Source organism: Nonomuraea montanisoli (assembly GCF_013363975.1).
Taxonomy (GTDB): Bacteria; Actinomycetota; Actinomycetes; order Streptosporangiales; family Streptosporangiaceae; genus Nonomuraea; species Nonomuraea montanisoli.
This window is the reverse complement of record NZ_JABWGN010000002.1, coordinates 58,054-78,992: the sequence shown is the minus strand read 5'-3', so window position 1 is coordinate 78,992 and position 20,939 is coordinate 58,054. Positions and strand designations below refer to the sequence as shown.

Below are 20,939 nucleotides of genomic sequence, written 5' to 3'. Positions count from 1 at the left end.
CGAAACCCTTTTCATTCACCGGCAACTGCCACGCACCTTAACACCCATTGACAGGCACCGATGTTTCTTCTACGTTTCCGAAAACCTTTTAGTTCTCGGGGGTCCCGAAGGAGACAACCATGAGACGACGGCTGGCCGGGATCGCCATCCTCGGACTGTTAGCGCTCACATCCGCAGCTTGCGGCGGCGGTGGCGGAGCCGGGTCGTCGGCCGAGCCCGCCGCGGGCCCGGCCACCATCACCATGTGGACGCGCGCCGCCACGCAGGCCCAGAGCGAGCGGCTGGTGAAGGCCTACAACAGCAGCCACAAGAACCAGGTCAAACTGACCGTCATCCCGACGGACAACTACCAGCCCCGCATCGCGGCCGCCGCCGGGGCCAAGCAGCTCCCCGACGTGTTCGCCGCCGACGTCATCTTCGTCCCCAACTACACCGCGCAGGGCCTGTTCCTCGACATCACCGACCGGATCGCCGCCCTGCCGTTCAAGGACAAGCTCGCGCCCTCGCACATGAAGCTGGGCACGATGGACGGCCGGCGGTACACGCTGCCGCACACGCTCGACCTGTCGGTCTGGTTCTGGAACAAGGACCTGTACCAGAAGGCCGGGCTCGACCCGGAGAAGGGCCCCAAGACGCTCAAGGAGTTCGCCCAGCAGGCGACCACCATCCAGGACAAGCTCGGCAAGGACGGCAAGGTCCACGGCACGTTCTTCGGCGGCAACTGCGGCGGCTGCTACGTCTTCACCTTCTGGCCCTCGGTCTGGGCGGCCGGCGGCCAGGTCATGAACCCCGAGGGCACCACCTCCCTCAACGACCGGCCCCCGATGACCGAGGTCTTCACGATCTGGCGCGAGCTGTACGACAAGAAGGCCACCGGCCCGACGGCCAAGGAGGAGCAGGGCCCGACCTGGACCGGCTTCTTCCCCAAGGGCGAGATCGGCGTCATGCCGATGCCCTCGACCACGCTCGGCCTCATGCCGAAGGACATGAAGATCGGTGTCACCCCGATCGCCGGCCCCGACGGCGGCGAGTCCACCTTCGTCGGCGGCGACTCGATCGGCATCTCCTCCACCACGAAGAACGCGGACGCGGCCTGGGACTTCCTGTCCTGGACCATGTCGGAGGACGCGCAGGTCGAGGTCATGGCCAAGAACAAGGACGTGCTCGCCCGCACCGACCTGGCCGGTAACAAGTACTCCGCCGAGGACCCGCGCGTCGTGCTGATCAACTCGCTGGTGGCCAAGGGCCAGACCCCGTTCGCGCCGCGCTTCGGCCAGACCTTCAACGACCCGCAGGGGCCGTGGCTGCGCCTGGCCCGCGAGGCGATGTTCGGTGACGCCTCGAAGCTCCCGCAGCTCAACGCCGAGATCACGAAGTCGCTGCAGCAATGACGCTGACGCTCACGCGCGCCGGACGGCGGGCGGCGCACGGCGCGCCGCCCGCCCGATGGCGGGGCAAGAAGGTCCAGGGCTGGCTGTACGCGGCGCCCACCGCGGTCATCGTCGGGGTGCTGTTCGTCGTGCCCCTCGTGCTCGTGGTGTGGATGTCGCTCAACCGCTGGCCGCTGCTCGGCCCGGCCCACTTCAACGCCCCGGACAACTACGCCAGGATCGCCGACAACCCGCTGTTCCTCGACGCGGTGCTCTTCACGCTGAAGTACACGGCGATCACCACGGTGCTGCTGTCGTCGGTCGCGCTCGGCCTCGCCCTGCTCGTGCAGGAGCGCCGGCCCGGCGTCGGCTTCTTCCGCACCGCGTTCTTCCTGCCGGGCGCGGTCGGCTTCGCCGCCGCCGCGCTGCTGTTCTACGGCATGCTCAACAACGACTTCGGCCCCGTCGACCCGATGCTGCGGGCGCTGGGGATCACCCACGAGCCGGTCAAGTGGATCGGCACGCCGAACATGGCGCTGTTCTCCACGATCGCGCTGGTGCTGTGGCGCTTCGCCGGGTTCAACATGCTCATCCTGCTGACCGGGCTCCAGGCGATCCCGGTCGAGGTCTACGAGGCGGCGCGCAGCGACGGCGCCGGCCGCCGGCAGATCTTCACCAGGATCACGCTGCCGCTGCTGCGGCCCACGCTCGCCCTGATGCTGATCCTCAGCGTCACCGGCTCCCTGCTGGCCTTCGACCAGTTCTTCATCTTCACCAACGGCGGCCCCGACAACAGCACCGTCTCCATGGTCATGGTCGTCTACCGCGACGCGTTCTTCCGCTTCGACCTCGGCGGCGCCGCCGCCCTGTCGGTCGTGCTGCTGGTGGGCCTGGTCGGGCTGAACGCCCTGATGATGCGGAGGCTGCGGTGACCCGCCACCTCACCCTGTCGGCGCTGGCCGTGCTGTTCCTGTTCCCGCTGGTGTGGAGCGGCTGGGCGTCGCTGGAGGACCCGTCCGACTACCTGGAGATGGCCAGGTTCGGCGAGGGGCTCGGCACGTACGCCACCAACAGCGTGCTCGTGTCGGCCATGACCGTCGCCGGCACGCTCGTGGTGTCGGCGCTCGGCGGCTACGCCTTCGCCCGCTTCGACTTCCCCGGCAAGAACCTGCTGTTCCTGGCCACGCTGGCGATCCTCATGGTGCCGTACGCGACGATCCTCATCCCGCTGTACGTGCTGCTCGGCTTCATCGGCCTGCAGAACTCGCTGGTGGGGCTGTCGCTGGTGTTCGTCATGTTCCAGCTCCCGTTCGCGCTGTTCATGATGCGCAACGCGTTCGAGGCGATCCCGCGCGAGCTGGAGGAGGCGGCGCTGGTCGACGGCTGCGGCACCTTCCGCGCGTTCTCCCGCATCCTGCTGCACGCGGTGCGGCCCGCGCTCGTCACGGTCGGCCTGTTCGCCTTCCTCGCCTCCTGGAACGACTTCTTCGCCCCGCTCATCCTGCTCAACGACGGCTCGTCCTTCACGCTGCCCGTGGCCGTGGTCAGCATGACCCAGCGCACGTTCGGCGCGATCGACTACGGGATGCTCCAGGCCGGCGTCATGGTCATGGCCATCCCGTGCCTCATCCTCTTCATCGTCCTGCAGCGCCACTACGTGCGCGGATTCATGTCGGGAGCTCTGCGTGGCTAACCCTGTCCTGCCCTCCTCGGGCGTGCTCTCCCCGTTGGGCCTCGACTCCGTGCGGCTGGCCGCCGGGTTCTGGGGCGACCGCGCGGCCCTCAACCGGGACGTCACCATGGCGCACTGCCAGGAGTGGATGGAGCGCGAAGGCTGGATCGGCAACTTCCGCGGACAGCGCCCGCGCCGGGGCCGGGAGTTCAGCGACTCGGAGATCTACAAGCTGCTGGAGGGCATGGCCTGGGCCGACCACCCGGCGCTGCCGGAGCTGGCCGAGACCGTGGGCAGGGCGCAGGAGGGCGACGGCTACCTCAACACGCGCTGGAGCGGCAACCGCTACACCGACTTCGAGTGGGGCCACGAGCTGTACTGCTACGGCCACCTCATCCAGGCGGGCGTGGCCCGGCTGCGCACGCACGGCGAGGACCGGCTGACCGAGATCACGCTGCGCGCCGCCGACCACGTGTGCCGGCGCTTCATGGACACCACCGAGACCTGCGGCCACCCGGTGGTCGAGATGGCGCTGGTCGAGCTGTACCGGGCGACCGGGGCCGAGCGGTACCTGGAGATGGCCCGCCGCTTCGTCGAGCGCCGCGGCCTGCCGGCGCTGGGCGACATCCCCTTCGGCCGCGCCTACTTCCAGGACGACCTCCCGGTACGGCAGGCGCAGGTCTTCCGCGGCCACGTCGTCCGCGCCCTCTACCTGGCTTCCGGCGTGGTGGACGTGGCCGTGGAGACCGGCGACGAGGAGCTGCTCAAGACCGTCGAGGCGCAGTGGGAGCGGACCCTGACCCGGCGCACCCACCTGACCGGCGGCATGGGCTCGCGGCACGCCGACGAGTCGTACGGCGAGGACTTCGAGCTGCCGCCGGACCGCGCCTACAACGAGACCTGTGCGAGCATCGCCTCGATCATGCTGGCGCACCGGCTGCTGCTCGCCACCGGCGACGTCAGGTACGCCGAGGTGACCGAGCGGACGATGTACAACATGCTCGCCACCGGCGTCGCGCTGGACGGCCGCTCGTTCTTCTACGCCAACCCGCTGCACGTGCGGGTGGCCGCCGCGCCCCCCGAAGGCGTCAACCACGCGGCCGAGGGCAGCCTGCGCTCGCAGTGGTTCGACGTGTCGTGCTGCCCGAACAACATCGCCCGCACCCTCGCCTCCCTGGGCGCGTACGTGGCCGCCGCCGACTCCGGCGGGGTGCGGATCCACCAGCACACGCCCGCCGAGATCCGGCACGGCGAGCTGGCGCTGCGGGTGGAGACCGGCTACCCGTGGTCGGGCGGCGTGACGGTGCGGGTCCTGGAGGACGGCGCGGGCGCCGTGTCGCTGCGGGTGCCGTCCTGGGCGAGCGGCGCCACGCTGTCCGCCGGCTCCGGCCCGGCCCGGCCGGTCGCGCCCGGCTACGCCACCGCGCAAGGGCCGTGGCGGGCCGGGGACGAGATCCGGCTGGAGCTGCCCATGGAGCCGCGCTGGACGTACCCGGACCGGCGCATCGACGCCCTGCGCGGCTGCGCGGCGGTGGAGCGGGGGCCGCTCGTGTACTGCGCGGAGTCGGTGGGCGACGAGCCGCCCCTGGCGCACCTGACCGTCCGCGCGCCGGTCCCGCCCGCGGAGGTCCCGTCCGCGGAGGAGGACGGGACCGCAGGCGGCGAGGCGGTCGAGCTGGAGGTCGCCGCGGTGCGCGCGGCGCCCCGGGGCAACGGCTGGCCGTACGGGCCGGAACCGGACCAGGTGAGCGGCGGCGCGGACACCGTGCTGCGGCTCGTCCCCTATCACCGGTGGGGCAACCGCGGCCCCGCCACCATGCGCGTCTGGCTTCCCGTCGCCGAGTGACACCCCCCCGCTGGAGGAGACCCCTTGCGTAGAACCCTGCCCTGTCTGGTCGCCCTGACCCTGGCGGGCGGCCTGCTCGCCGGCACCCCGCCGGCCGCCTCCGCGCAGGCGGCGCGGACAGCCCAGGACCCGCTGGGCATGCCGGCCTTCACCGGCGCGGACCCGGTGCCCGACGAGCCCGCCGGCTACGACCCGCGCAGGATGATGGCGGAGATCTACCGGAAGGAGAAGGGCGGCGACTCCTACTGGATCGACCGCATGCTGGCCCGGCCGGGTGACGACCCGGCGGGCACCTGGCTGATGTCGCGCGGCCGGGCGCTGTTCATGAAGGAGCACGACCCCAGGAAGATCGGCTTCGGCGGGCACGTCGCGTACTGGGAGAGCATCGACAACCGCGACGCGTACACGATCTCGTTCGGGACCGACCTGAACGAGGACGTCTCCAGGCGGCTGCAGATGCCCAGCCACTGGAGCGGCCGCTACACCGGGGACGGGCTCGCGGTCGGCGTGAAGAAGTTCATCACGCACGAGAACGTCGCCGTGACGACGCTGGAGATCACCAACACGGGATCGGCGGCCAAGGACGTCCCCATCACGGTGACCTCCCCGTACGCCAGGACCGCGGACGGCGACCGGGAGCTGACCGGCGCCGTGTTCGCCAGGAACCGGCTGACCACGGTCTTCCCCAGGCTCAGCGGTGACGGGCTGAAGGCGTCGGACGGCACGCTGAAGGGCTCGGTCACGGTCGCCCCCGGCGGGACGGTGCGCGCCAAGGTGCAGATGGGCTTCGTCACCGACGAGCTGCCCGCCTCGCGCTCGGAGTACGACGGCTACCGGGGCCGCTCGCCGGAACAGGCGCTGCGCCGCCAGCTCCAGGACTACAACGCCTGGTGGGCGCGGAACATCCCCTACATCGACGTGCCGGACGAGAACATCAAGAAGTTCGTGTACTACCGCTGGTGGCTCATGCGCTTCAACTTCCTCGACGCCGACATCCCCGGGAACGACTACCAGTTCCCGACGTCGGTGGAGGGCGCGCTGGGCTACAACAACGCGATCGTGCTGACCGTCCCGATGTTCGTGCAGGACCTGAAGTACCTGCGGGACCCGATCTACTCGTACGGGCCGTGGGTGTCGGCCGGTGAGGTGTCGCGCAACTCCACGTACACCGACAACCCGGGCGATCCGGAGAACTGGTCAAACAGCTACACCCAGTACATCTCGGCGGCGGCGCTGGAGAGCTACCAGATCCACGGCGGCCAGCCGGCGATCCTGCGCAACCTCGCCCGCTACGCCGAGAAGGACGTGTACGGGCAGCTCGGCGCGTACGACTCCGACCACAACGGGGTCATCGAGTACGACCGGGAGTACATGACCGGCAACGACGCCGACGCGGTGTCGTTCCACTACTACGGGCGGGCCAACGAGCGGCTGGAAGGCGCCTACGTCTACGCCAACGCGACGGCGGCGGCGCAGGCGTACGAGCTGACCGGCGACACGGCCAAGGCCGCCGAGATGCGCGGCGTGGCCGACAAGGTGAGGAACGGCATCCTCACCCTGCTGTGGGACGAGCAGGACAAGCTGTTCAAGCACCGTGACCTGCAGACGGGCAAGCTGATCCCGTGGAAGGAGTCGAACAACTACATCCCGTACGCGACCGGCCTGGTGCCCACCGACGACCCGAAATATCGGGAGGCGCTCCGTTTGTGGGCAGATCCTGCGGAATATCCGATCTTCCCGGCCTATACCGCCAACCAGAAGGACAAGGCGGAGGCCGCCGCGGCCGGCAACCCGGGCTCGAACAACTTCTCGCAGATCAACTCGACCCGGAACTTCGCGCTGTTCGGCAAGGCGCTGCGCCAGTACCAGTCGCCGTACATCACGGCCGAGCAGTACAAGCAGCTCCTGTACTGGAACGCCTGGTCGCAGTACGTCGGCGGCGACACCCGCTACCCCGACGCCAACGAGTTCTGGGCCGACTGGAACCAGGACACCAAGACCATCGGCTACCGCTCCTGGATCCACCACACGATCCTCGGCAGCAGCAACTGGACCGTCATCGAGGACGTGATGGGCCTGCGCCCGCGCTCCGACGGCAAGGTGGAGCTGTGGCCGGTCGACATCGGCTGGGACCACTTCACCGTCAACGGCGTCGACTACCGCGGCAAGGACCTGACCATCGTCTGGGACAAGCCGGGCGACGGCACCCGGCACTACGCCGGGGTGCCCGAGGGGTACTCGATCCTGGTAGACGGCAAGCGCAAGGTCACCCTGTCCGGGCTCGCGCACGCCACCTGGGACCCGGCCACCGGCGAGGTCGAGGGCGGACAGGTGGTGCACGCCGAGAAGGCGGCCTCGATGAAGGCCCCCGTCCAGGTGGAGCTCTCGGGCGACCGCGTCGAGGACCTGTTCCAGAAGGCCGGCGTGGACCTGCGCTCCACCCGGCCCGACCTGGTCAGGACGGCCACCGCCTCCCACGGCGACCCGGCCGGGGCGGTGGACGGGTTCACGATCAACGAGCCGTACTGGGACAGCAAGGGGTCGGGCAAGCCCCAGGACTGGCTGGAGGTGGACCTCGGCTCGGCGCAGCAGGTCGACCGGCTCAGGCTGTACTTCTTCAACGACCGCAAGGCCGGCGGGCACCGGGAGCCCGCCTTCTACACGGTGCAGTACCAGGACGGCGACACCTGGAAAGACGTGCCCGGACAGGCCAGGAAGCCGGCCTACCCGCGGGCCAACCTCAACGAGGTCGGCTTCCCCGCCGTCACCGCGCGCCGGCTGCGGGTCCTGGTCACGCACCAGCCCGGCTACGCGACGGGCCTGAAGGAGGTGCAGGCGTACCGGACGGGCGCCGACGCCGGCTCGGCCGCCAACCGGGCGCCGAGCGTGGTGGCCGTCGCCGATCCCGCCTTCAGCCGCCCGGGCCAGGCCAGGATCGACGCGACGGTCAAGGACGACGCGCTGCCGTCGGGCCGGCTCACCACCCAGTGGGCCAAGGCGGACGGGCCCGGCGAGGCGTTCTTCACCGACCCGACGGGCACGAGCACGGTCGTCTCGTTCTCCGAGCCGGGCACCTACCGGCTGCGGCTCACCGCCTCCGACGGCGAGAAGAGCGGCTCGGCGACCGTGACCGTGACCGCCACCGCGCAGGCCCAGCAGGTGAACGTGGCGCCCAGGGCCACGCCCACCGCCTCCTACACCTCGCCCTGGGAGAAGGTGACGGCCGTCAACGACGGCGTCGACCCGCCGCGCTCCGACGACGGCGCCAACCCGCGCTGGGGCACCTGGCCGCAGCAGGGCACGCAGTGGGTGCAGCTCGACTGGCCGGCGCCGGTGCGGCTGAACAAGGCCGACGTGTACTTCTTCGACGACGGCGGCGGCGTGCGCGTGCCCGCCTCGTGGAAGGTCCAGCGGTGGGACGGGGACTCCTTCGAGGACGTCACCGGCGTCGCCTCCTACCCGACCGCGGTCGACGCCTACAACACCGTGTCCTTCGACACGGTCACGACCTCGAGGCTGCGCGTCCAACTGGAGGCCGGAGGGGCGTCGGTCGGGCTGCTGGAGGTCAAGGCGTACGAGGTGCCGCCGGACTCCGTCCGCCCCGTGCACGTCCCCACCCTGGCCGGCACGCTGCCCGAGCTGCCGGCCACCGTAGAGACCCTGTACGCGGACGGCGCCCGCAGCTCGGCCGCCGTCACCTGGCAGCAGGTCACGCCCGAGCAGGTCAGGACCGGCGGCACCAGCTTCACCGTCGCCGGGCTCGCCGAGGGCGTCCGGCAACCCGCCCAGGCCATCGTGTACGTCCGGACGACCGCGGCGGTGACCATCACCTCGATCGCCGAGGAGGCGGTCACGACCCGGGCGGGGGTGGCGCCGTCGCTGCCCGGGACGGTCGTCGCGACCTGCAACGACGGGTCGAAGGACAGCTCCGTGGCCGTCACCTGGGAGGCGGTCGGCCCGGAGGAGTACGCCCAGCCGGGGACGTTCACGGTGACCGGCACGGTGGCGGGCACCACCGTGCAGGCCCGGGCGACCGTGACGGTCCAGTGACGGCCGGGTGAGCCCGGCCCCGGATCGTCAACGCTCCCGCCGGTCCTCCTCGGGGAGGAGCGTGCCCAGCGGGCCGAGGTCCAGGTTGAGGTCGGAGGGCGACAGGCCGAACCGGTCGCACAGCTCGGTCATGGCGTCCTCCAGCCGCATCAGCGTCATGCCGAGCACCTCGACCTGCTCGTCGGACAGGTCGCCCTCCTCCATGCGGCGTACGGACTGCCGCTCGACGAGCTGGCGCACCAGCTCCACCAGCGTGAGCACGAGCCGCGACAGGTCGCGCTCGACCGCCTCCCGGTCGGCCTCGATCCGCAGGCGCGGCGAACGCACCTCCCGTACGGGCTCGTCCATGACGCTCAGTCCCCGCGCTCGTACGGGTCGTGGTCCGTCCGTGTCGCGTACCCCCGTACCGGCTCATAGGCGCGGATCGGCTCGGACTCGCGGATCGACATGATGAGCGCCCGGACCGAGATGCGGACGAGGTCGATGTCCGCGATCGACAGCACGAGGTCCCCGCTCACGACCACGCCGCCGGCCAGCAGCCGGTCCAGCAGGTCGACCAGGGCGACCCGTTCGGACGGCAGCCGCCCCTCGGCGGCGAGCGCGGCCCCGCGCGTCTCCTCGAACGTCACCTCGGATCCCCTCCCGCGGCCTCGCACATCACGTCAGGCTCCCTCCCGCGGACTCGCGCGTCACGTCAGACTCCCTCCCGCAGCCCGCCGTCGTCGTCCAGCACGGCGAACGAGTACGGCGCCCAGGGACCGGTGAGCTGCACGTCGCCGCCCGGCCCGCGCAGCCGCTCCACGGCCCGCGCGAACTCCTCGCCGCGCTCCCGGTCCACCAGGTAGGCGCCGTTCAGCACCATCGACTCCGGGCGTCCGGACAGCTGCGGGTCCTGGGCGCGGTGGCGGCGGCTCGCGACCGCGATGGAGCTGAGCGCGCCGTGGATGTCCTCGGCGCGGGCGCCGGCCCGCCGCCACGCCTCCTCGCGGCCGCGGATCTGCTGCTGGCGCCGCTTCAGGTACGCCGTGCCGGGCCGCTCCGGCGTCTTCCCGCCCTCCCCTTCACCTCTACCTTCACCTTCACCTTCACCTTCACCGGAGGGTTCCTCACCGGCGGCCCGCTCGCCCGCCTCCTCCCCCGGCGCGGCGTACACCTTCACGCCCCACTCCTGCCGCCCGGCCACGCGGGCGAGCGCCCGCGCGAAGTCGTCGTGCCGCTCCTCCAGCAGCGCCCACACCTGCGCGTCGCCGCTGTAGACCGTGACCAGGCGCACGGGCACCACGGCAGCCTCCCGCGCCACCGCCTCGACGACGCCGTGGTGGGCGCGCGCGGTCTCCTCCAGCCAGTCGAGGTCCTCCATGGACCGCCGCAGCGGCTCCTCGCCGAACTGGTCGAGCGGCACGGTGCTCACGTACGCGACCAGCCCGGCCCGCCCGATCGCCCGCACCTCACCCCCCACGACGCCCTGAGGGAGCGCGGCCTCGCGGCCCGGGTCCGCCTCGGCGGCGACGGCGTAGAGGTACGTGCCCGAACCCGGGTCAGCGGCCACGGTCGTCCTCCTCCCGCTCCACCTCGCCGCGGACGGCGCGCCGGCGGGAACGCCCCTCCACCTCGCCCTCGACGGCGCGCCGGCGGGAACGTCCCTCGACCTCGCGCGGATAGCCCTCCTCCAGCTCGGCGACCCGGTCGCGCAGCCGGCGGTTCTCCTCCAGCAGGTGACGGTCCTTGCCGGTGAGCCACGGGTCGTGCTCCCACCAGTCGATGCCCATCTCCCGCGCCGTGTCCACCGACGCGATGATCAGCCGCAGCTTGATCGTCAGCAGCTCGATGTCGAGGAGGTTCACCCGGATGTCACCGGCGATGATCACTCCCCGGTCGAGGACGCGTTCCAGGATGTCCCCCAGGTTGGTCGGCTCGCGGCCGCCGGAGGACGAGGGGTAGGCCTGCCGCCCGATTCCCGTCCGCGCTGGCTCCACGGTCAACCCCTCTCGCTGTCGCCGCTGCCGCGCCGGTAGCGGCGCAGCCTCCGGTAGGAGAGCAGGCCGCCCTCCGGGTCCAGCTCGGCCTCGTACAACGCGAGGATGTCGCCGGACGACGGGATCCGGCGGTCCTCCACCACCTCGACGCCCACCGTCCACCCGCCGCCGCCGCCGTCGGAGGGCTTGACCAGCGTGACGCCCTCGGGTTCGCGGGACGTCAGCTCGGCGATGTGCCGGAGCCCGGCCTCGCCGGCGGTCGCCGCGGACAGCCGGCGCCCGCGTCGCCGCGGCCGCTCCTCCACGTAGTCGTCCTCGGCCTCGTAGTCGTCGTCGTAGCCTCCGTCGCCCTCTTCGTCCTCTTCGTTCTCTTCGTCCTGGTAGTCGTCGTCCTCGTCGTCCTCGCCGGACGGCTCGTCCTCGTAGTCCTCGTCGTTCTCGGCGGGCCGCTCGTCCTCGTCGTCCACGGCGTCCTCGTCCGGGGGGAGATCGTCCCGCTCGCGCTCGGACACGTCGCCCGCGCGGCTGCGTCGCCTGGCCGGCACGCGATCACCTCCTGACCTCACCCGGGCCGCCATCGCCCGATCCGCGTTCGCCCGGAGCGTCTTCGGCGGGGCCGTATCCGGCTTCGCCGGGGTCGTACCCGGCTTCGGCGGGGCCCGTTCCGGTGGGCGGGCCGATCATCCGCTCCAGGACCTCGCGCATCCGCTCCTCCTGCTCCTCCTCGGAGATGAGTCCCTCGGCCGCGGCCCGCTCGATCTCCTCCAGCTCGCGCCGCACCGCCGCCGGGTCGCTCATCTCGCGCTCGACCTGCTCCTGGATCAGCTCACCGAGCCGGATCACTCCCTTGATCGGCGCCAGCGGCCAGCCGAACAGGAGACCGAACAGGCCCATGCGCCCTCACCCCGCCGGCGTGACGATGAAGTCGTACGGCGCCAGCGGCCCGAGCAGCCGGATCTGGACCCGGCCCTCCCACCGCGCGGCGAACCGGTCCAGGACCGCTTCCAGGTCGTCCTGCCGGTCCAGCTCGACGAGCAGCGCGATGTGCGCGGCGTCCTGCTCGTGGGTGGGCTCGCGCACGGACGTCAGCACGCAGACCGGCGCCAACGCCTCCAGGAGCTCCTGCGTGTCGGCCTCGCGCTTGGCGCTGACGGCCCCGTTGACCAGCTCGCCGAGCTGGATGCGCGCCTCCCGGCTCGCGTCCTCGGGCAGGCTCCGCACCTCCTCGCGCAGCCGCGCCGCCTCCGGCTGCTCCTCCAGCACCTCCCTGAGGACGGCCTGCTCGACGTAACGGGCCTTGACGACGTACTCGGCGCGGCCCTCCAGCTCCTCCAGCGCCGTACGGAAGTCGTCGTGGTGCGGCGCGAGCAGCTCCTCGACGACCGCCTCGGTGCTGGTCATCACCGCGCCGAAGCGGATGGGCAGCACCGGCACCTCGGCCGCGGTGGCGTCCAGCAGCCGCTCGTGCGCCATGAGGTCGTCGGGCGTGCCCAGGGGACGGCCCAGGGCCAGCTCGCTGACCAGCGCGCCGATCTCACCGTGCCGTACGAGCGTCACCGCGGTGGACGGGTCGCCCACGCCGTGCGCCTCCTCCGACACCTGCACGTCGGCCGGCACGATCCCGTACAGGTAGACGCCCACTCCCGTGTCCGGTGCGGACTCCTGCCCCTCCTGCCCGCGTGTGGAGGTGTCCGTCATGATCAGCTCTCCCCCCTGCGACGCCGGCGGCTGGGCCGCGCCTCGATCTCCTCTTTCTCGTCCCCGGAGCCGCCCATCAGGTCGTCGAGCTTCTCCGCGGCGGCCTCCAGCACTCCCTGCGCGGCGCTCTTGCCCTCGCGGGAGACCTTGTTCTGCTTGATGTTCTGCATCAGCTCGGGCAGACCCTGACCGCCCTGTTCGGAGATGTCCAGCCGGTTCACGGCCTCGGCGAAGCGCAGATAGGTGTCGACGCTCGCCACCACGATCCGCGCGTCGATGGTCAGCAGTTCGATCCCCACCAGGGAGACCCGCACGTACGCGTCGATCACCAGGCCCTTGTCCAGGATGGTGTCGATCACGTCGGCCAGGCCCGACGCGGAGGGGCGCTGTGCTATTCCCCCACCGCCGCCCGCGGGTTGGATGGTCATACGCTCACTCCTCGATCCTCACGGCTCATCAGCGCCGGGCGGCCGTCCGGCGACGCGCGGGACGCCGCGCCCGCGGCGCCTCCTCCTCTTCCTCTTCTTCCTCCTCGCCCTCCTCGCCCTCCTCGTCCTCGCCGGCCCGGCCGACCGGCTGCTCCTCCTCTTCCTCCTCGCCCTCGGGCTCCTCCTCGCCTTCTTCCTCTTCCTCCTCCTCTTCCTCCTCCTCGCCCTCTTCGGGCTCCTCGCCTTCCCCCTCGCCCTCTTCGCCCTCGTACTCGCCCTCTTCGCCCTCGTACTCCTCGGGCTCCTCCTCGCCCTCTCGGCCTTCCTCGCGCTCCCGCTCCTCGCGCATGGCGGTCTCGTGGTCCTTGGTGACCTCGCCGTCGTGGATCTCGCCGCGCCAGCCGTCGTCGGCCATCTCGTCGGGGTGCAGCATGACGTTCCTCATGACGTGCCGCGCCACGTGCTTGAGCTCCAGACGCGCCCGCCTGCCCTGGGCCCGCCAGAGGTTGCCCGTACGCTCGAACAGCCCCTGCGGGTGGTATTCGAGGACCACGATGACCCGGGTCAGGCTCGGGGCGAGCTCGTGGAACGACACGGCTCCGTCGACCCAGCCCTTGGGGCCCTCCGAACGCCAGATGATGCGGTCGTCCGGTATCTGCTCCTGGATCGTGGACTTCCAGGTCCGGTGCGACCAGAAGACCTGCGCCTTCCAGGAGACCTTCTCCTCGGACTCCTGGCTGACGCTGTCCACCTTCTTGGTGAAGGTCGGGAAGTCCTCGTACTTCGTCCACTGGTTGTAGACGATGCGGATCGGCGCGCCGATGTCGATCGTCTCGAAGATGTGGGTCAGCTTGAGCTTCCGTTTGCCGCCCTTGCCGCCCTTGCCCTTGCCGAACAGGCCGCCGATCTTCTCGCCGATGGAGCCCGTCACGGCCTTCGTCGCCCCCTTCAGCAGCATCTTGCCGGGCGAGAACCCGCCGCCGTCCTTGCCGGTGAGCGTGCCGAGCAGCCCCGAGCCGGCGCCTCCGGTGATGGCCTGGAGCAGCCCCGAGCCGTCGCCCTCGGCGACGTCGGTGAGCCGATCGGTCATCTCCTCCAGCTTCTCGGTGATGGAGCCCAGGGCCCGCTCGGCCAGGGCCATGGCGAGGTCCTGCAGAGCGTCGACGACCTCGTTCCCGGGACCTTCCCTGGCGGACTCGTCGGCCCCGGCCCTCGATGCGTCAGCCACCTGGCTCACCTCCGCGTCCTACTGGCCTGCGTGCCCTTCTCGCCGGACTCGGCCTTGCGCCGGACCGGCCGGGCACCCGCCTTCTCCTCGCCGCCGGACGACCGGCTGCCGGAGGACTTGCCCGCCGACGACTTGCCTGCCGAGGACTTGCTCCCCGAGGACTTGCTCGCGGAGGACCGGGACGTCCCCGAGGCGGAGGACTTGGAGGCGGACGACCGGGACGTCGACGCCTTGCCGGTCGCGGACTTGCCGGTCGCGGCCTTGCCGGTGGACGTCTTGGCGCCCGACGACCGGGGCGCGGTCCCGGAGACCCTGCCGACCGCCGACCTCGCCCCCGAGGTGCCGGCCGTGGCGGCCCGGCTCACGGGCGACCCGCCGGACGCGCCCTGCGCCCGCACCCGGGTGCCCTGCCCGCGCCGCCGTTCCTCGGCGGGCTCCTCCTCTTCCTCTTCTTCCTCCTCCTCGTACTCGTCCTCGGGCTCCGCGCCCTCCTCGGGCTCCTCGCCCTCTTCGTCCTCGAACTCGTCTTCCTCGCCCTCGTAGTCCTCTTCCTCCTCGCGCTCGTCGGAGGGCCGCGCGCGGCCTCGGCGGCGCAGCGGGCCCGGAGGGCTCGGCGGACTCGGGTGCCGCAGCGTCTCGGCGCGGTCGTGCAGCCTGGAGGTGAGGTTCTCCACCTGCTTGCTCGCGGCCGCCATGGCGGCGGCCTTGCCGACCTCCAGGAGCTCGCCCCGGAGCCGGTTGGTGATCTCCTCGATCTGGGGGGACGTGCCGAGCGCCTTCAGGCCCTGTTGCAGCAGTCCGCCGCCGCCGTTCTTGCGCAGCCGGCCCGCCGCCCCCGCCGCTGCCAGAGCGGCCGCCATGCGAAGTTTGCGCCGCCGGCCAAGGCAGTAGCCCATGGCGAGGGCGAGCGCCACTCTGGACCTGTCACTCATGACACGCGCTCCTTCTGTCGGCACCCGGCCTGGCGGCGGCCGGTCTGCCCCATGGCTGCCCGACAAAGGGACAAGGAAACACTTACTGGGAGAAAACGGTCAGACTTGACGCTCGGTCACCCCGAGGTTTAAGAAGCCCGCCAGAAGCCCCGTCCCCGCCCCGCTCCCCGCCCTCGCGCCGCGATAGGTTCGGCCGTCGTGGACGGCATCGCGGGCACCCTCGTCACGGCCGCCGGGATGTTCGCCGGCACGAACGTGGACGACCTCGTCGTCCTCACCGTCCTGTTCCTGTCGTCCCGCGCCAACGGGGTGCCCCGCCCGTGGCAGATCTGGGCCGGCCAGTACACCGGGATCGCCGCCCTGGTGGGCCTGTCGGCGGTCGCGGCGCTCGGCCTGACGGTCGTCCCGGACCGCTGGGTGGGCCTGCTCGGCCTCCTCCCGTTCGCCCTGGGGGTGCGCGGGCTCGTCGCGGCCGTGCGCTCCCGCAAGGACACCGGCGGCGACCCGCCCCCGCCGGCGGTCGCGTCGGGCATGCTGACGGTGGCGGGCGTGACCATCGCCAACGGCGCGGACAACCTGTCGGTCTACACGCCGGTGTTCCGCGCGATCGGCCCGGTGTCGTCGCTGGTGACGATCGCGGTGTTCGCCGCGGGCGTCGCCCTGTGGTGCCTGGCGGGCTCCTGGCTCGGCTCGCACCACAAGGTCATCGAGGTCGTCGAGCGGTACGGCCACTGGATCGTCCCGTTCGTCTTCATGACCATCGGCGCCCTCATCGTCCTGGAGTCCGACGTGCTCTCCTTCGGCTGACGCCACACCGCGGGGCCCGCACGGTGGGTAGGAGGCGGGGAGGGAACCGTCTCCTTGGAGGTCTCGTGGAACTGGGGCTGGCTGACAAGGTCGCCGTCGTCACGGGCGGCAGCTCGGGGATCGGCCTCGCGGTGGCGCGGGGGCTGGCCGCCGAGGGGGCGCACCTGGTGCTCGCGGCGCGGGGCGCCGACCGCCTCGACCGCGAGGCGCGCGCGTCGTGCCCCCGCCCCACGACATAGCGACGAGCGAGGGCACGGCAACGCCGACCGAGGCTGCCGAGGGCGCTTTCGAGGGCACCCACATCCTCGCCGACAACCTGGGCGCGTCCCAACGAGACCATCGTCGAAGCGCCCGGTATGACATGGCAGGCGCACTGGGACCTGCACGTCGTGACTCCTCCGCTCCCAAGAGGAAGCGGCTTCTCGCTTCCCCTTCTGAGATAATGGGAGGAGGCGACGGCCAAGCCCTGACCGGCGCTCTTGAGAAGCGCGAAAGGACAGTATCAGGGAAGCACTCCCCTGGCGGGTCAATTCAGTAGTCCTCGCTACCCCTGACGCGGTCGTGCGGCCGCTATCCGGCCCATCCCGACATCACCGGGCGAAGACGGCGAAGGAGCTCAGCGGCGACGGCTGGCGGCGCCACCTCGACGACGTCGCCCGCGAGCACGCCCCCATCGGCCGCTTCGCCACACCGGAGGAGGTCGCGAACCTCCTGGTCTTCCTCTGCTCGGACCGCGCGAGCTACTCCGTGGGCTCGACCTACTTCATCGACGGCGGCATGCTGCGAACGGTGTGACGCCGGGGCTCGTGGACGGTCGGCAGGTATGGCGGGCTGTCCGCGCCGGGGCCGACCGCGTCGTACCTGAGCGGGCTGACGAGGTAGCCGAACCAGAGGCTGACGCCGCCGAACGCGTACAGGCACATGTCCACAGCGCGCGCCATCACCGTCTGCACGTCACCGCTCTCGCCGCCGATCGCGCGGCGCTGAACCGCCTACTCGAACCGCCGGGGCGGTGGCGAAGACAGCCTGCGCCTCAGCCGTGGAAACGAACCGGCGACGCTGGATCGTCAAGATGTACCGCGTCCCCTCGCGCAGGCCGCGCATGACGCTACCGAAGCAGCCACAGCCCAAGGTTATTGCCGCGTACCACGGTGTACCACAGTTCGCAGGGACGGCGATGGGAAAGCAGAAGGCGGCACCCGTACGAGTGCCGCCTTATCAGCCAGGGTGGAGCTATGGGGATTCGAACCCCAGACCTCCTCCATGCCATGGAGGCGCGCTACCAACTGCGCCATAGCCCCTTGATTCCTCGCCAAGTGTATCGGAGATGCCGGCCTCCCCGCGCCACCCGAACGGGAACCACGCGCTAAGCCGCCCGCCGGACCGGCACGCCGAGCTCCAGCGCGAGGGCGCACAGGTCCACCCCCGCGGCACGCATGATCCGCGCCGCGCCGTTGGCGCCGTCGGCCAGCAGGCCCCACAGCAGGCTCTCGCCGGTCACCGGGCCCGGCCGCCAGCGGGCCACCTCCACCACCTTGCGCGCGTGCATGGCCAGCGGGATCGACCCCAGCGGCCCGTGCAACGTCACCCTGAGCGGCCGCAGCGGCGAACGCGTGAGCCGCCACCGTTCCGGGTCGTCGGCGCCGGCGCGGGTGCGGCGGCGTACCTCGTCGAGGTCGATGCCGAGCGTGGCGAGCAGCGCCCGCGCGTCCGGGCCCGTGTCGACGCGGGCGCCGATCTCCTCGCGCGTGGCGGTGAACGAGGCCAGGCCGAAGGGGCGCGTCTCGGCGAGGGCCAGCAGGAGGACTCCGGTGGTCAGCGTCGGATGGCCGGCGTCGAGCGCGATCATGCCGGCTCTGACCATGGCCCGCCGCGCGGGCGGGGTGAAATCGGCCAGGCCCCGGGGCTGGGCCGGGCGTCCGTGGGGCGGCATCGCGTCACCTTCCGAGTCTGCGGGCGTGCTTGCGGTGGACCGTCTGGCGCTTCACGCCGAGCGCGTCGGCGATCCGCTCCCAGGACCAGCCGCGGTCCCGGGCGTTGGACACGTGCGTCGCCTCCAGCTCCTCCAGCAGGGTCCTGAGGGCCGCGACCGCCGCGAGCCCCACGCCGGGGTCGGGGTCGGCCGCGGCGCGGGCCAGATCGGTGGCGTTCGCGGTCATGGCGTCAGCATATGCTGACACGCCGGCGTTTGTCACCATATGCTGACGTACGCGGGGAGACGGGGTCGCGGACACGAGCCCGCGCCGCTGCAGCCCGCCGAGGATCGCGCCGATCGCCTGGGCGGTGACGCGTTCCAGGGCGGCGAGCCGCGCCGAGGTGAGCGCCCCTTCCCGGTCCAGCCGGGACAGGACGGCGAGCTCGCCGAACGACACGTCGTCGTCCGCCGCGTCGGTGCAGAGCTGGCGGATACGCCTGGCCAGGCGGCCGACGCTTCTACGGCGTGCCGGGCATCGCGGGGCCGTACGGGCCGGGGCCGACCCAGCAGGCGGACGAGCTGTCGGCGCCGTTCCTCGGAACTGGTCGGCGGGGCGGACGCGGGCATACCCGCCGAGCAGGTGACGGAGTTCGGCGCGGCGCTCACGGCGGCCGGGGGGCGGCACGAGCTGGTCACCTGTCCGGGCGCGCCGCACGGCTTCTCCGACGCCGAGTACGGCGAGCACCGGGCGGCCTGCGAGGACGCCTGGAAGCGGGTGCTTCCTGGCCGGTCCTTCTCTGACGGACCGGCCGGCGGGTCAGCGGGTCACGGTGGTGCGCATGGTCAGGGTGGTGCCCTCCTCCAGGGCCAGCTCCACCGTGACCGCCCCCAGCTCGGAGGTGCGCGTCACGTGCGTGCCGCCGCACGGGATCGACGCCTCGCCCTCGGGCAGCGCGCAGTGCCAGGTACGCCGGGCCGTCAGCTCCGGGCCGGGCACGTCGAGCCGTACGGGGGCGTCGGCCGCCACCCACGCCTTGAGCCGGTCGTTCACCGCGGCGGCCACCTCGGCGAGGTCCGCGTCGAGGCCGTCGGCCGTGAAGCCCTTCTTCCGCAGCGACTTGCCGAGCCGGTAGACGTCCACGCTGGCGTCGGGTTCGATCCGCGAGGAGGTGATCGCCGTCTGGTCGAAGTCGGGATGACCGAGCGCGTCCAGGGCGGGCTCCTTGCGCCAGCGGCCGGCCAGCGCGGCGTTCAGGGCGAAGGCGGCCAGGTGGCAGGCGGTGTGCCCGGCCGACAGGGCCGCGCGGTGGGCGGGGTCCACGGCCAGCTCGACGCTCTCGCCGACCGGGACAGGCGCGTCGGTGACGTGGACGACGAGCCACTGCCAGCCCTCGGCGCCGCGCCGCGCCGGGATGTCGGCCCCCAGGTGGATCTCACCGTCCGACCAGGCGCCGGTCACGCAGTCGACGACCGGCAGCCCGCCGATCGTGCCGCGGTCGGCGGGCTGGTCGGGCCAGGTGTGGTCGAGGGGGTGGAAGGGGGTCTCGGCGACGACGAGGCCGTGCCGCTCCCCCACCGGCACGGTCCCGACGATCGGTGAGCGGCCGCTGACCTGGCCCGCGGGGAAGGTGACGACAGTGGAGTTCACGCCGCGATTGTCGCAGGTTCGGCGTCCACGCGTTCCCGCTGCTCGTCCTCGATGAAGCGCCGCCGGCCCGCGTACAGGCCGGTGACGAGCTGCGCGGCCAGCACGACGAAGATCATCGCGTACGGCAGCGACCACCCGCCGGTGAGCTCGCGCAGCAGGCCCACGGCGAGCGGCCCGGCGCCGGCCATGAGGTAGCCGGCGCTCTGCCCGAAGGCGGACAGCGCCGCGGTGGCCTCGGCGGTGCGGGTGCGCAGGCCCAGCATCATGAGCGCCAGCGGGAACGAGCCCATGCCGAGCGCGATGAGGACCACCCACACCATGGCGGTCGAGGCGGGCGCGAGCCACAGCCCGAGGAAGCCGGCCGTGTACGCCGCGACGAGCCCGACCACCACGGGCCGCTGGTCGCGGAAGCGGGAGGCGACGACGGGGACGAGGATCGAGACGGGGATGTTGAGCGCGGTGAAGACGCCGAGCACGAACCCGGCCTCGCCGGTGCTGTAGCCGCCGTCGGTGAGGATCGTGGGCAGCCAGCCGAACATGATGTACGCGATCATCGACTGGGTGCCGAAGTAGACGGCGACCGTCCAGGCCAGGCGGCTGCGGGCGAGCCCGCGCAGCCCGGCGGGGGCGCCGGGCGTGGCGCTCTCGGCGCCGTCCGCGCCGGTCCGGCGGCGGGCCGGGTCGCTGCGCAGCAGCGCGAGCCACGGCAGGGTGGCCACGGCCGCCAGGGCCGCCCACACGCCGAGCGCGATGTGCCAGTCGCCCGAGGCGCGCTCGATCGGCACGGTGGCCGCGGCGGCCAGCATCGTGCCGGCGGCGAGCGCGGTCGTGTAGACGGTGGTCATGATCCCGGTGCGCGCCGGGAAGTGGCGCTTGATCAGGGTGGGGATGAGGACGTTGCCGACGGCGCCGCCGGACAGCGCCACGGCGCTGCCCAGCAGGAAGACCGGCGCGGAGCCCACCAGCGCCCGGACCAGCAGGCCCACGCCGAGGGTGACGAGGGCGAGGAGGAGCAGCCGGTGCTCGCCGATCCGCCGCGACAGCGTGGGGGTGATCGCGCCCACCGTCGCGAAGGCGAGCACGGGTAGCGTGGTGAGGAGTCCGGTGCCGACGCTCGTCATGCCGAGACCCTGGGCGAGCTGGTCGAGCAGCGGTCCCACGCTGGTCACGGCCGTGCGGAGGTTCAGGGCGGCGAGGACGATTCCCAGCACCAGGAGCCAGGCGAGGGGGCCGGTCCTGCCTCGGGACTCATGGGTGAGCACGCTCATCTGGGGGAGATCCTCCACTCATCAAATCATGGGACGAATGGCAATCTTAACAGCCCCAAAACGGGCATTTATTCCTGACGCACGACAAAGCCCCCGGCGTA

Annotated in this window: 22 protein-coding genes, 1 tRNA gene and 1 pseudogene; 9 read left to right on the top strand and 15 right to left on the bottom strand. The window is 71.9% G+C overall.

All coding sequences use genetic code 11. The features are described 5' to 3' along the window. The first annotated feature begins 119 nt into the window (after window positions 1–119). The 5 genes from HTZ77_RS03935 to HTZ77_RS03915 are packed head-to-tail and all read left to right on the top strand — an operon-like array spanning window position 120 to window position 8,938. Window positions 120–1,391 carry an ABC transporter substrate-binding protein gene (locus HTZ77_RS03935; RefSeq protein ID WP_175588056.1) on the top strand — a complete coding sequence of 424 codons (1,272 nt, stop codon included), beginning with the start codon at window positions 120–122 and terminating at the stop codon, window positions 1,389–1,391. Beyond that, window positions 1,388–2,302 carry a carbohydrate ABC transporter permease gene (locus HTZ77_RS03930; protein WP_175588055.1) on the top strand — a complete coding sequence of 305 codons (915 nt, stop codon included), beginning with the start codon at window positions 1,388–1,390 and terminating at the stop codon, window positions 2,300–2,302. The genes HTZ77_RS03935 and HTZ77_RS03930 overlap by 4 nt, the downstream gene beginning before the upstream one ends. After that, window positions 2,299–3,063, top strand: a complete 765-nt coding sequence (locus HTZ77_RS03925; RefSeq protein ID WP_175588054.1) for a carbohydrate ABC transporter permease — start codon at window positions 2,299–2,301, stop codon at window positions 3,061–3,063. The genes HTZ77_RS03930 and HTZ77_RS03925 overlap by 4 nt, the downstream gene beginning before the upstream one ends. Beyond that, a complete protein-coding gene (locus HTZ77_RS03920; RefSeq protein ID WP_175588053.1) occupies window positions 3,056–4,888 on the top strand; it encodes a glycoside hydrolase family 127 protein in 1,833 nt (610 codons plus the stop codon). The genes HTZ77_RS03925 and HTZ77_RS03920 overlap by 8 nt, the downstream gene beginning before the upstream one ends. Before the next feature lie 24 nt (window positions 4,889–4,912). Further along, window positions 4,913–8,938: a galactose-binding domain-containing protein gene (locus HTZ77_RS03915; RefSeq protein WP_175588052.1), complete on the top strand. Its 4,026-nt coding sequence runs from the start codon at window positions 4,913–4,915 to the stop codon at window positions 8,936–8,938. Window positions 8,939–8,965: 27 nt separating this feature from the next. Here the strand turns inward: HTZ77_RS03915 and HTZ77_RS03910 are convergent, their stop codons facing one another. From HTZ77_RS03910 to HTZ77_RS03865, 10 genes are all read right to left on the bottom strand, one after another. Further along, complete coding sequence (locus tag HTZ77_RS03910) at window positions 8,966–9,286, bottom strand: gas vesicle protein K (RefSeq protein WP_175588051.1); 321 nt, start codon at window positions 9,284–9,286, stop codon at window positions 8,966–8,968. A 5-nt stretch (window positions 9,287–9,291) separates the two neighbouring features. Then, entirely contained in the window at window positions 9,292–9,567 is a 276-nt protein-coding gene (locus tag HTZ77_RS03905) for a gas vesicle protein (protein WP_175588050.1), read from the bottom strand. 65 nt (window positions 9,568–9,632) lie between these two features. Next, window positions 9,633–10,487 carry a GvpL/GvpF family gas vesicle protein gene (locus HTZ77_RS03900; protein WP_175588049.1) on the bottom strand — a complete coding sequence of 285 codons (855 nt, stop codon included), beginning with the start codon at window positions 10,485–10,487 and terminating at the stop codon, window positions 9,633–9,635. Beyond that, on the bottom strand, window positions 10,477–10,914 hold the full coding sequence (locus HTZ77_RS03895; RefSeq protein WP_175588048.1) for a gas vesicle protein: 438 nt from the start codon (window positions 10,912–10,914) through the stop codon (window positions 10,477–10,479). Before HTZ77_RS03895 ends, HTZ77_RS03900 begins: the two co-directional genes overlap by 11 nt. A gap of 2 nt (window positions 10,915–10,916) precedes the next feature. Then, complete coding sequence (gene gvpO / locus HTZ77_RS03890; RefSeq protein WP_328808402.1) at window positions 10,917–11,459, bottom strand: gas vesicle protein GvpO; 543 nt, start codon at window positions 11,457–11,459, stop codon at window positions 10,917–10,919. Between the two features lie 4 nt (window positions 11,460–11,463). Further along, a complete protein-coding gene (locus HTZ77_RS03885) occupies window positions 11,464–11,808 on the bottom strand; it encodes a gas vesicle protein GvpG (RefSeq protein ID WP_175588046.1) in 345 nt (114 codons plus the stop codon). 6 nt (window positions 11,809–11,814) lie between these two features. Beyond that, window positions 11,815–12,612 (bottom strand): GvpL/GvpF family gas vesicle protein, encoded by a 798-nt coding sequence (locus tag HTZ77_RS03880; protein WP_175588045.1) that lies wholly within the window; start codon window positions 12,610–12,612, stop codon window positions 11,815–11,817. Window positions 12,613–12,614: 2 nt separating this feature from the next. Then, a complete protein-coding gene (gvpJ, locus tag HTZ77_RS03875) occupies window positions 12,615–13,040 on the bottom strand; it encodes a gas vesicle protein GvpJ (RefSeq protein WP_175588044.1) in 426 nt (141 codons plus the stop codon). 28 nt (window positions 13,041–13,068) lie between these two features. Continuing rightward, window positions 13,069–14,268 carry an SRPBCC family protein gene (locus HTZ77_RS03870; protein ID WP_328808401.1) on the bottom strand — a complete coding sequence of 400 codons (1,200 nt, stop codon included), beginning with the start codon at window positions 14,266–14,268 and terminating at the stop codon, window positions 13,069–13,071. Between the two features lie 5 nt (window positions 14,269–14,273). Further along, entirely contained in the window at window positions 14,274–15,200 is a 927-nt protein-coding gene (locus HTZ77_RS03865; protein WP_175588043.1) for a hypothetical protein, read from the bottom strand. Window positions 15,201–15,398: 198 nt separating this feature from the next. Between HTZ77_RS03865 and HTZ77_RS03860 the strand changes: the two genes are divergently transcribed. The 3 genes from HTZ77_RS03860 (at window position 15,399) to HTZ77_RS48000 (ending at window position 16,802) form a co-directional block, all read left to right on the top strand. Continuing rightward, window positions 15,399–16,007 (top strand): cadmium resistance transporter, encoded by a 609-nt coding sequence (locus tag HTZ77_RS03860; protein ID WP_328808400.1) that lies wholly within the window; start codon window positions 15,399–15,401, stop codon window positions 16,005–16,007. Between the two features lie 65 nt (window positions 16,008–16,072). Continuing rightward, window positions 16,073–16,246, top strand: a complete 174-nt coding sequence (locus HTZ77_RS03855) for an SDR family NAD(P)-dependent oxidoreductase (protein ID WP_175588042.1) — start codon at window positions 16,073–16,075, stop codon at window positions 16,244–16,246. Window positions 16,247–16,568: 322 nt separating this feature from the next. After that, on the top strand, window positions 16,569–16,802 hold the full coding sequence (locus HTZ77_RS48000) for an SDR family oxidoreductase (protein ID WP_328808399.1): 234 nt from the start codon (window positions 16,569–16,571) through the stop codon (window positions 16,800–16,802). Here the strand turns inward: HTZ77_RS48000 and HTZ77_RS03845 are convergent. From HTZ77_RS03845 to HTZ77_RS03835, 3 genes are all read right to left on the bottom strand, one after another. Then, the gene (locus HTZ77_RS03845) at window positions 16,766–16,948 is read right to left on the bottom strand and encodes a hypothetical protein (RefSeq protein WP_175588041.1); all 183 of its coding nucleotides are present in this window, start codon (window positions 16,946–16,948) and stop codon (window positions 16,766–16,768) included. The two genes, HTZ77_RS48000 and HTZ77_RS03845, sit on opposite strands and share 37 nt — an antisense overlap. Before the next feature lie 287 nt (window positions 16,949–17,235). Beyond that, window positions 17,236–17,308: transfer RNA gene (locus HTZ77_RS03840), tRNA-Ala, on the bottom strand. Between the two features lie 65 nt (window positions 17,309–17,373). After that, window positions 17,374–17,940, bottom strand: a complete 567-nt coding sequence (locus tag HTZ77_RS03835; RefSeq protein WP_175588040.1) for a Clp protease N-terminal domain-containing protein — start codon at window positions 17,938–17,940, stop codon at window positions 17,374–17,376. A 265-nt stretch (window positions 17,941–18,205) separates the two neighbouring features. On the opposite strand from HTZ77_RS03835, the pseudogene HTZ77_RS48655 reads away from it, so the two are divergent. Continuing rightward, window positions 18,206–18,643: pseudogene (locus HTZ77_RS48655) on the top strand (hypothetical protein); the annotation flags it as partial. Between the two features lie 96 nt (window positions 18,644–18,739). Here HTZ77_RS48655 and HTZ77_RS03820 read toward each other — a convergent pair. Continuing rightward, complete coding sequence (locus HTZ77_RS03820) at window positions 18,740–19,570, bottom strand: alanyl-tRNA editing protein (protein WP_175588039.1); 831 nt, start codon at window positions 19,568–19,570, stop codon at window positions 18,740–18,742. Further along, window positions 19,567–20,838, bottom strand: a complete 1,272-nt coding sequence (locus HTZ77_RS03815) for a CynX/NimT family MFS transporter (protein WP_175588551.1) — start codon at window positions 20,836–20,838, stop codon at window positions 19,567–19,569. Before HTZ77_RS03815 ends, HTZ77_RS03820 begins: the two co-directional genes overlap by 4 nt. Window positions 20,839–20,939 lie beyond the last annotated feature (101 nt).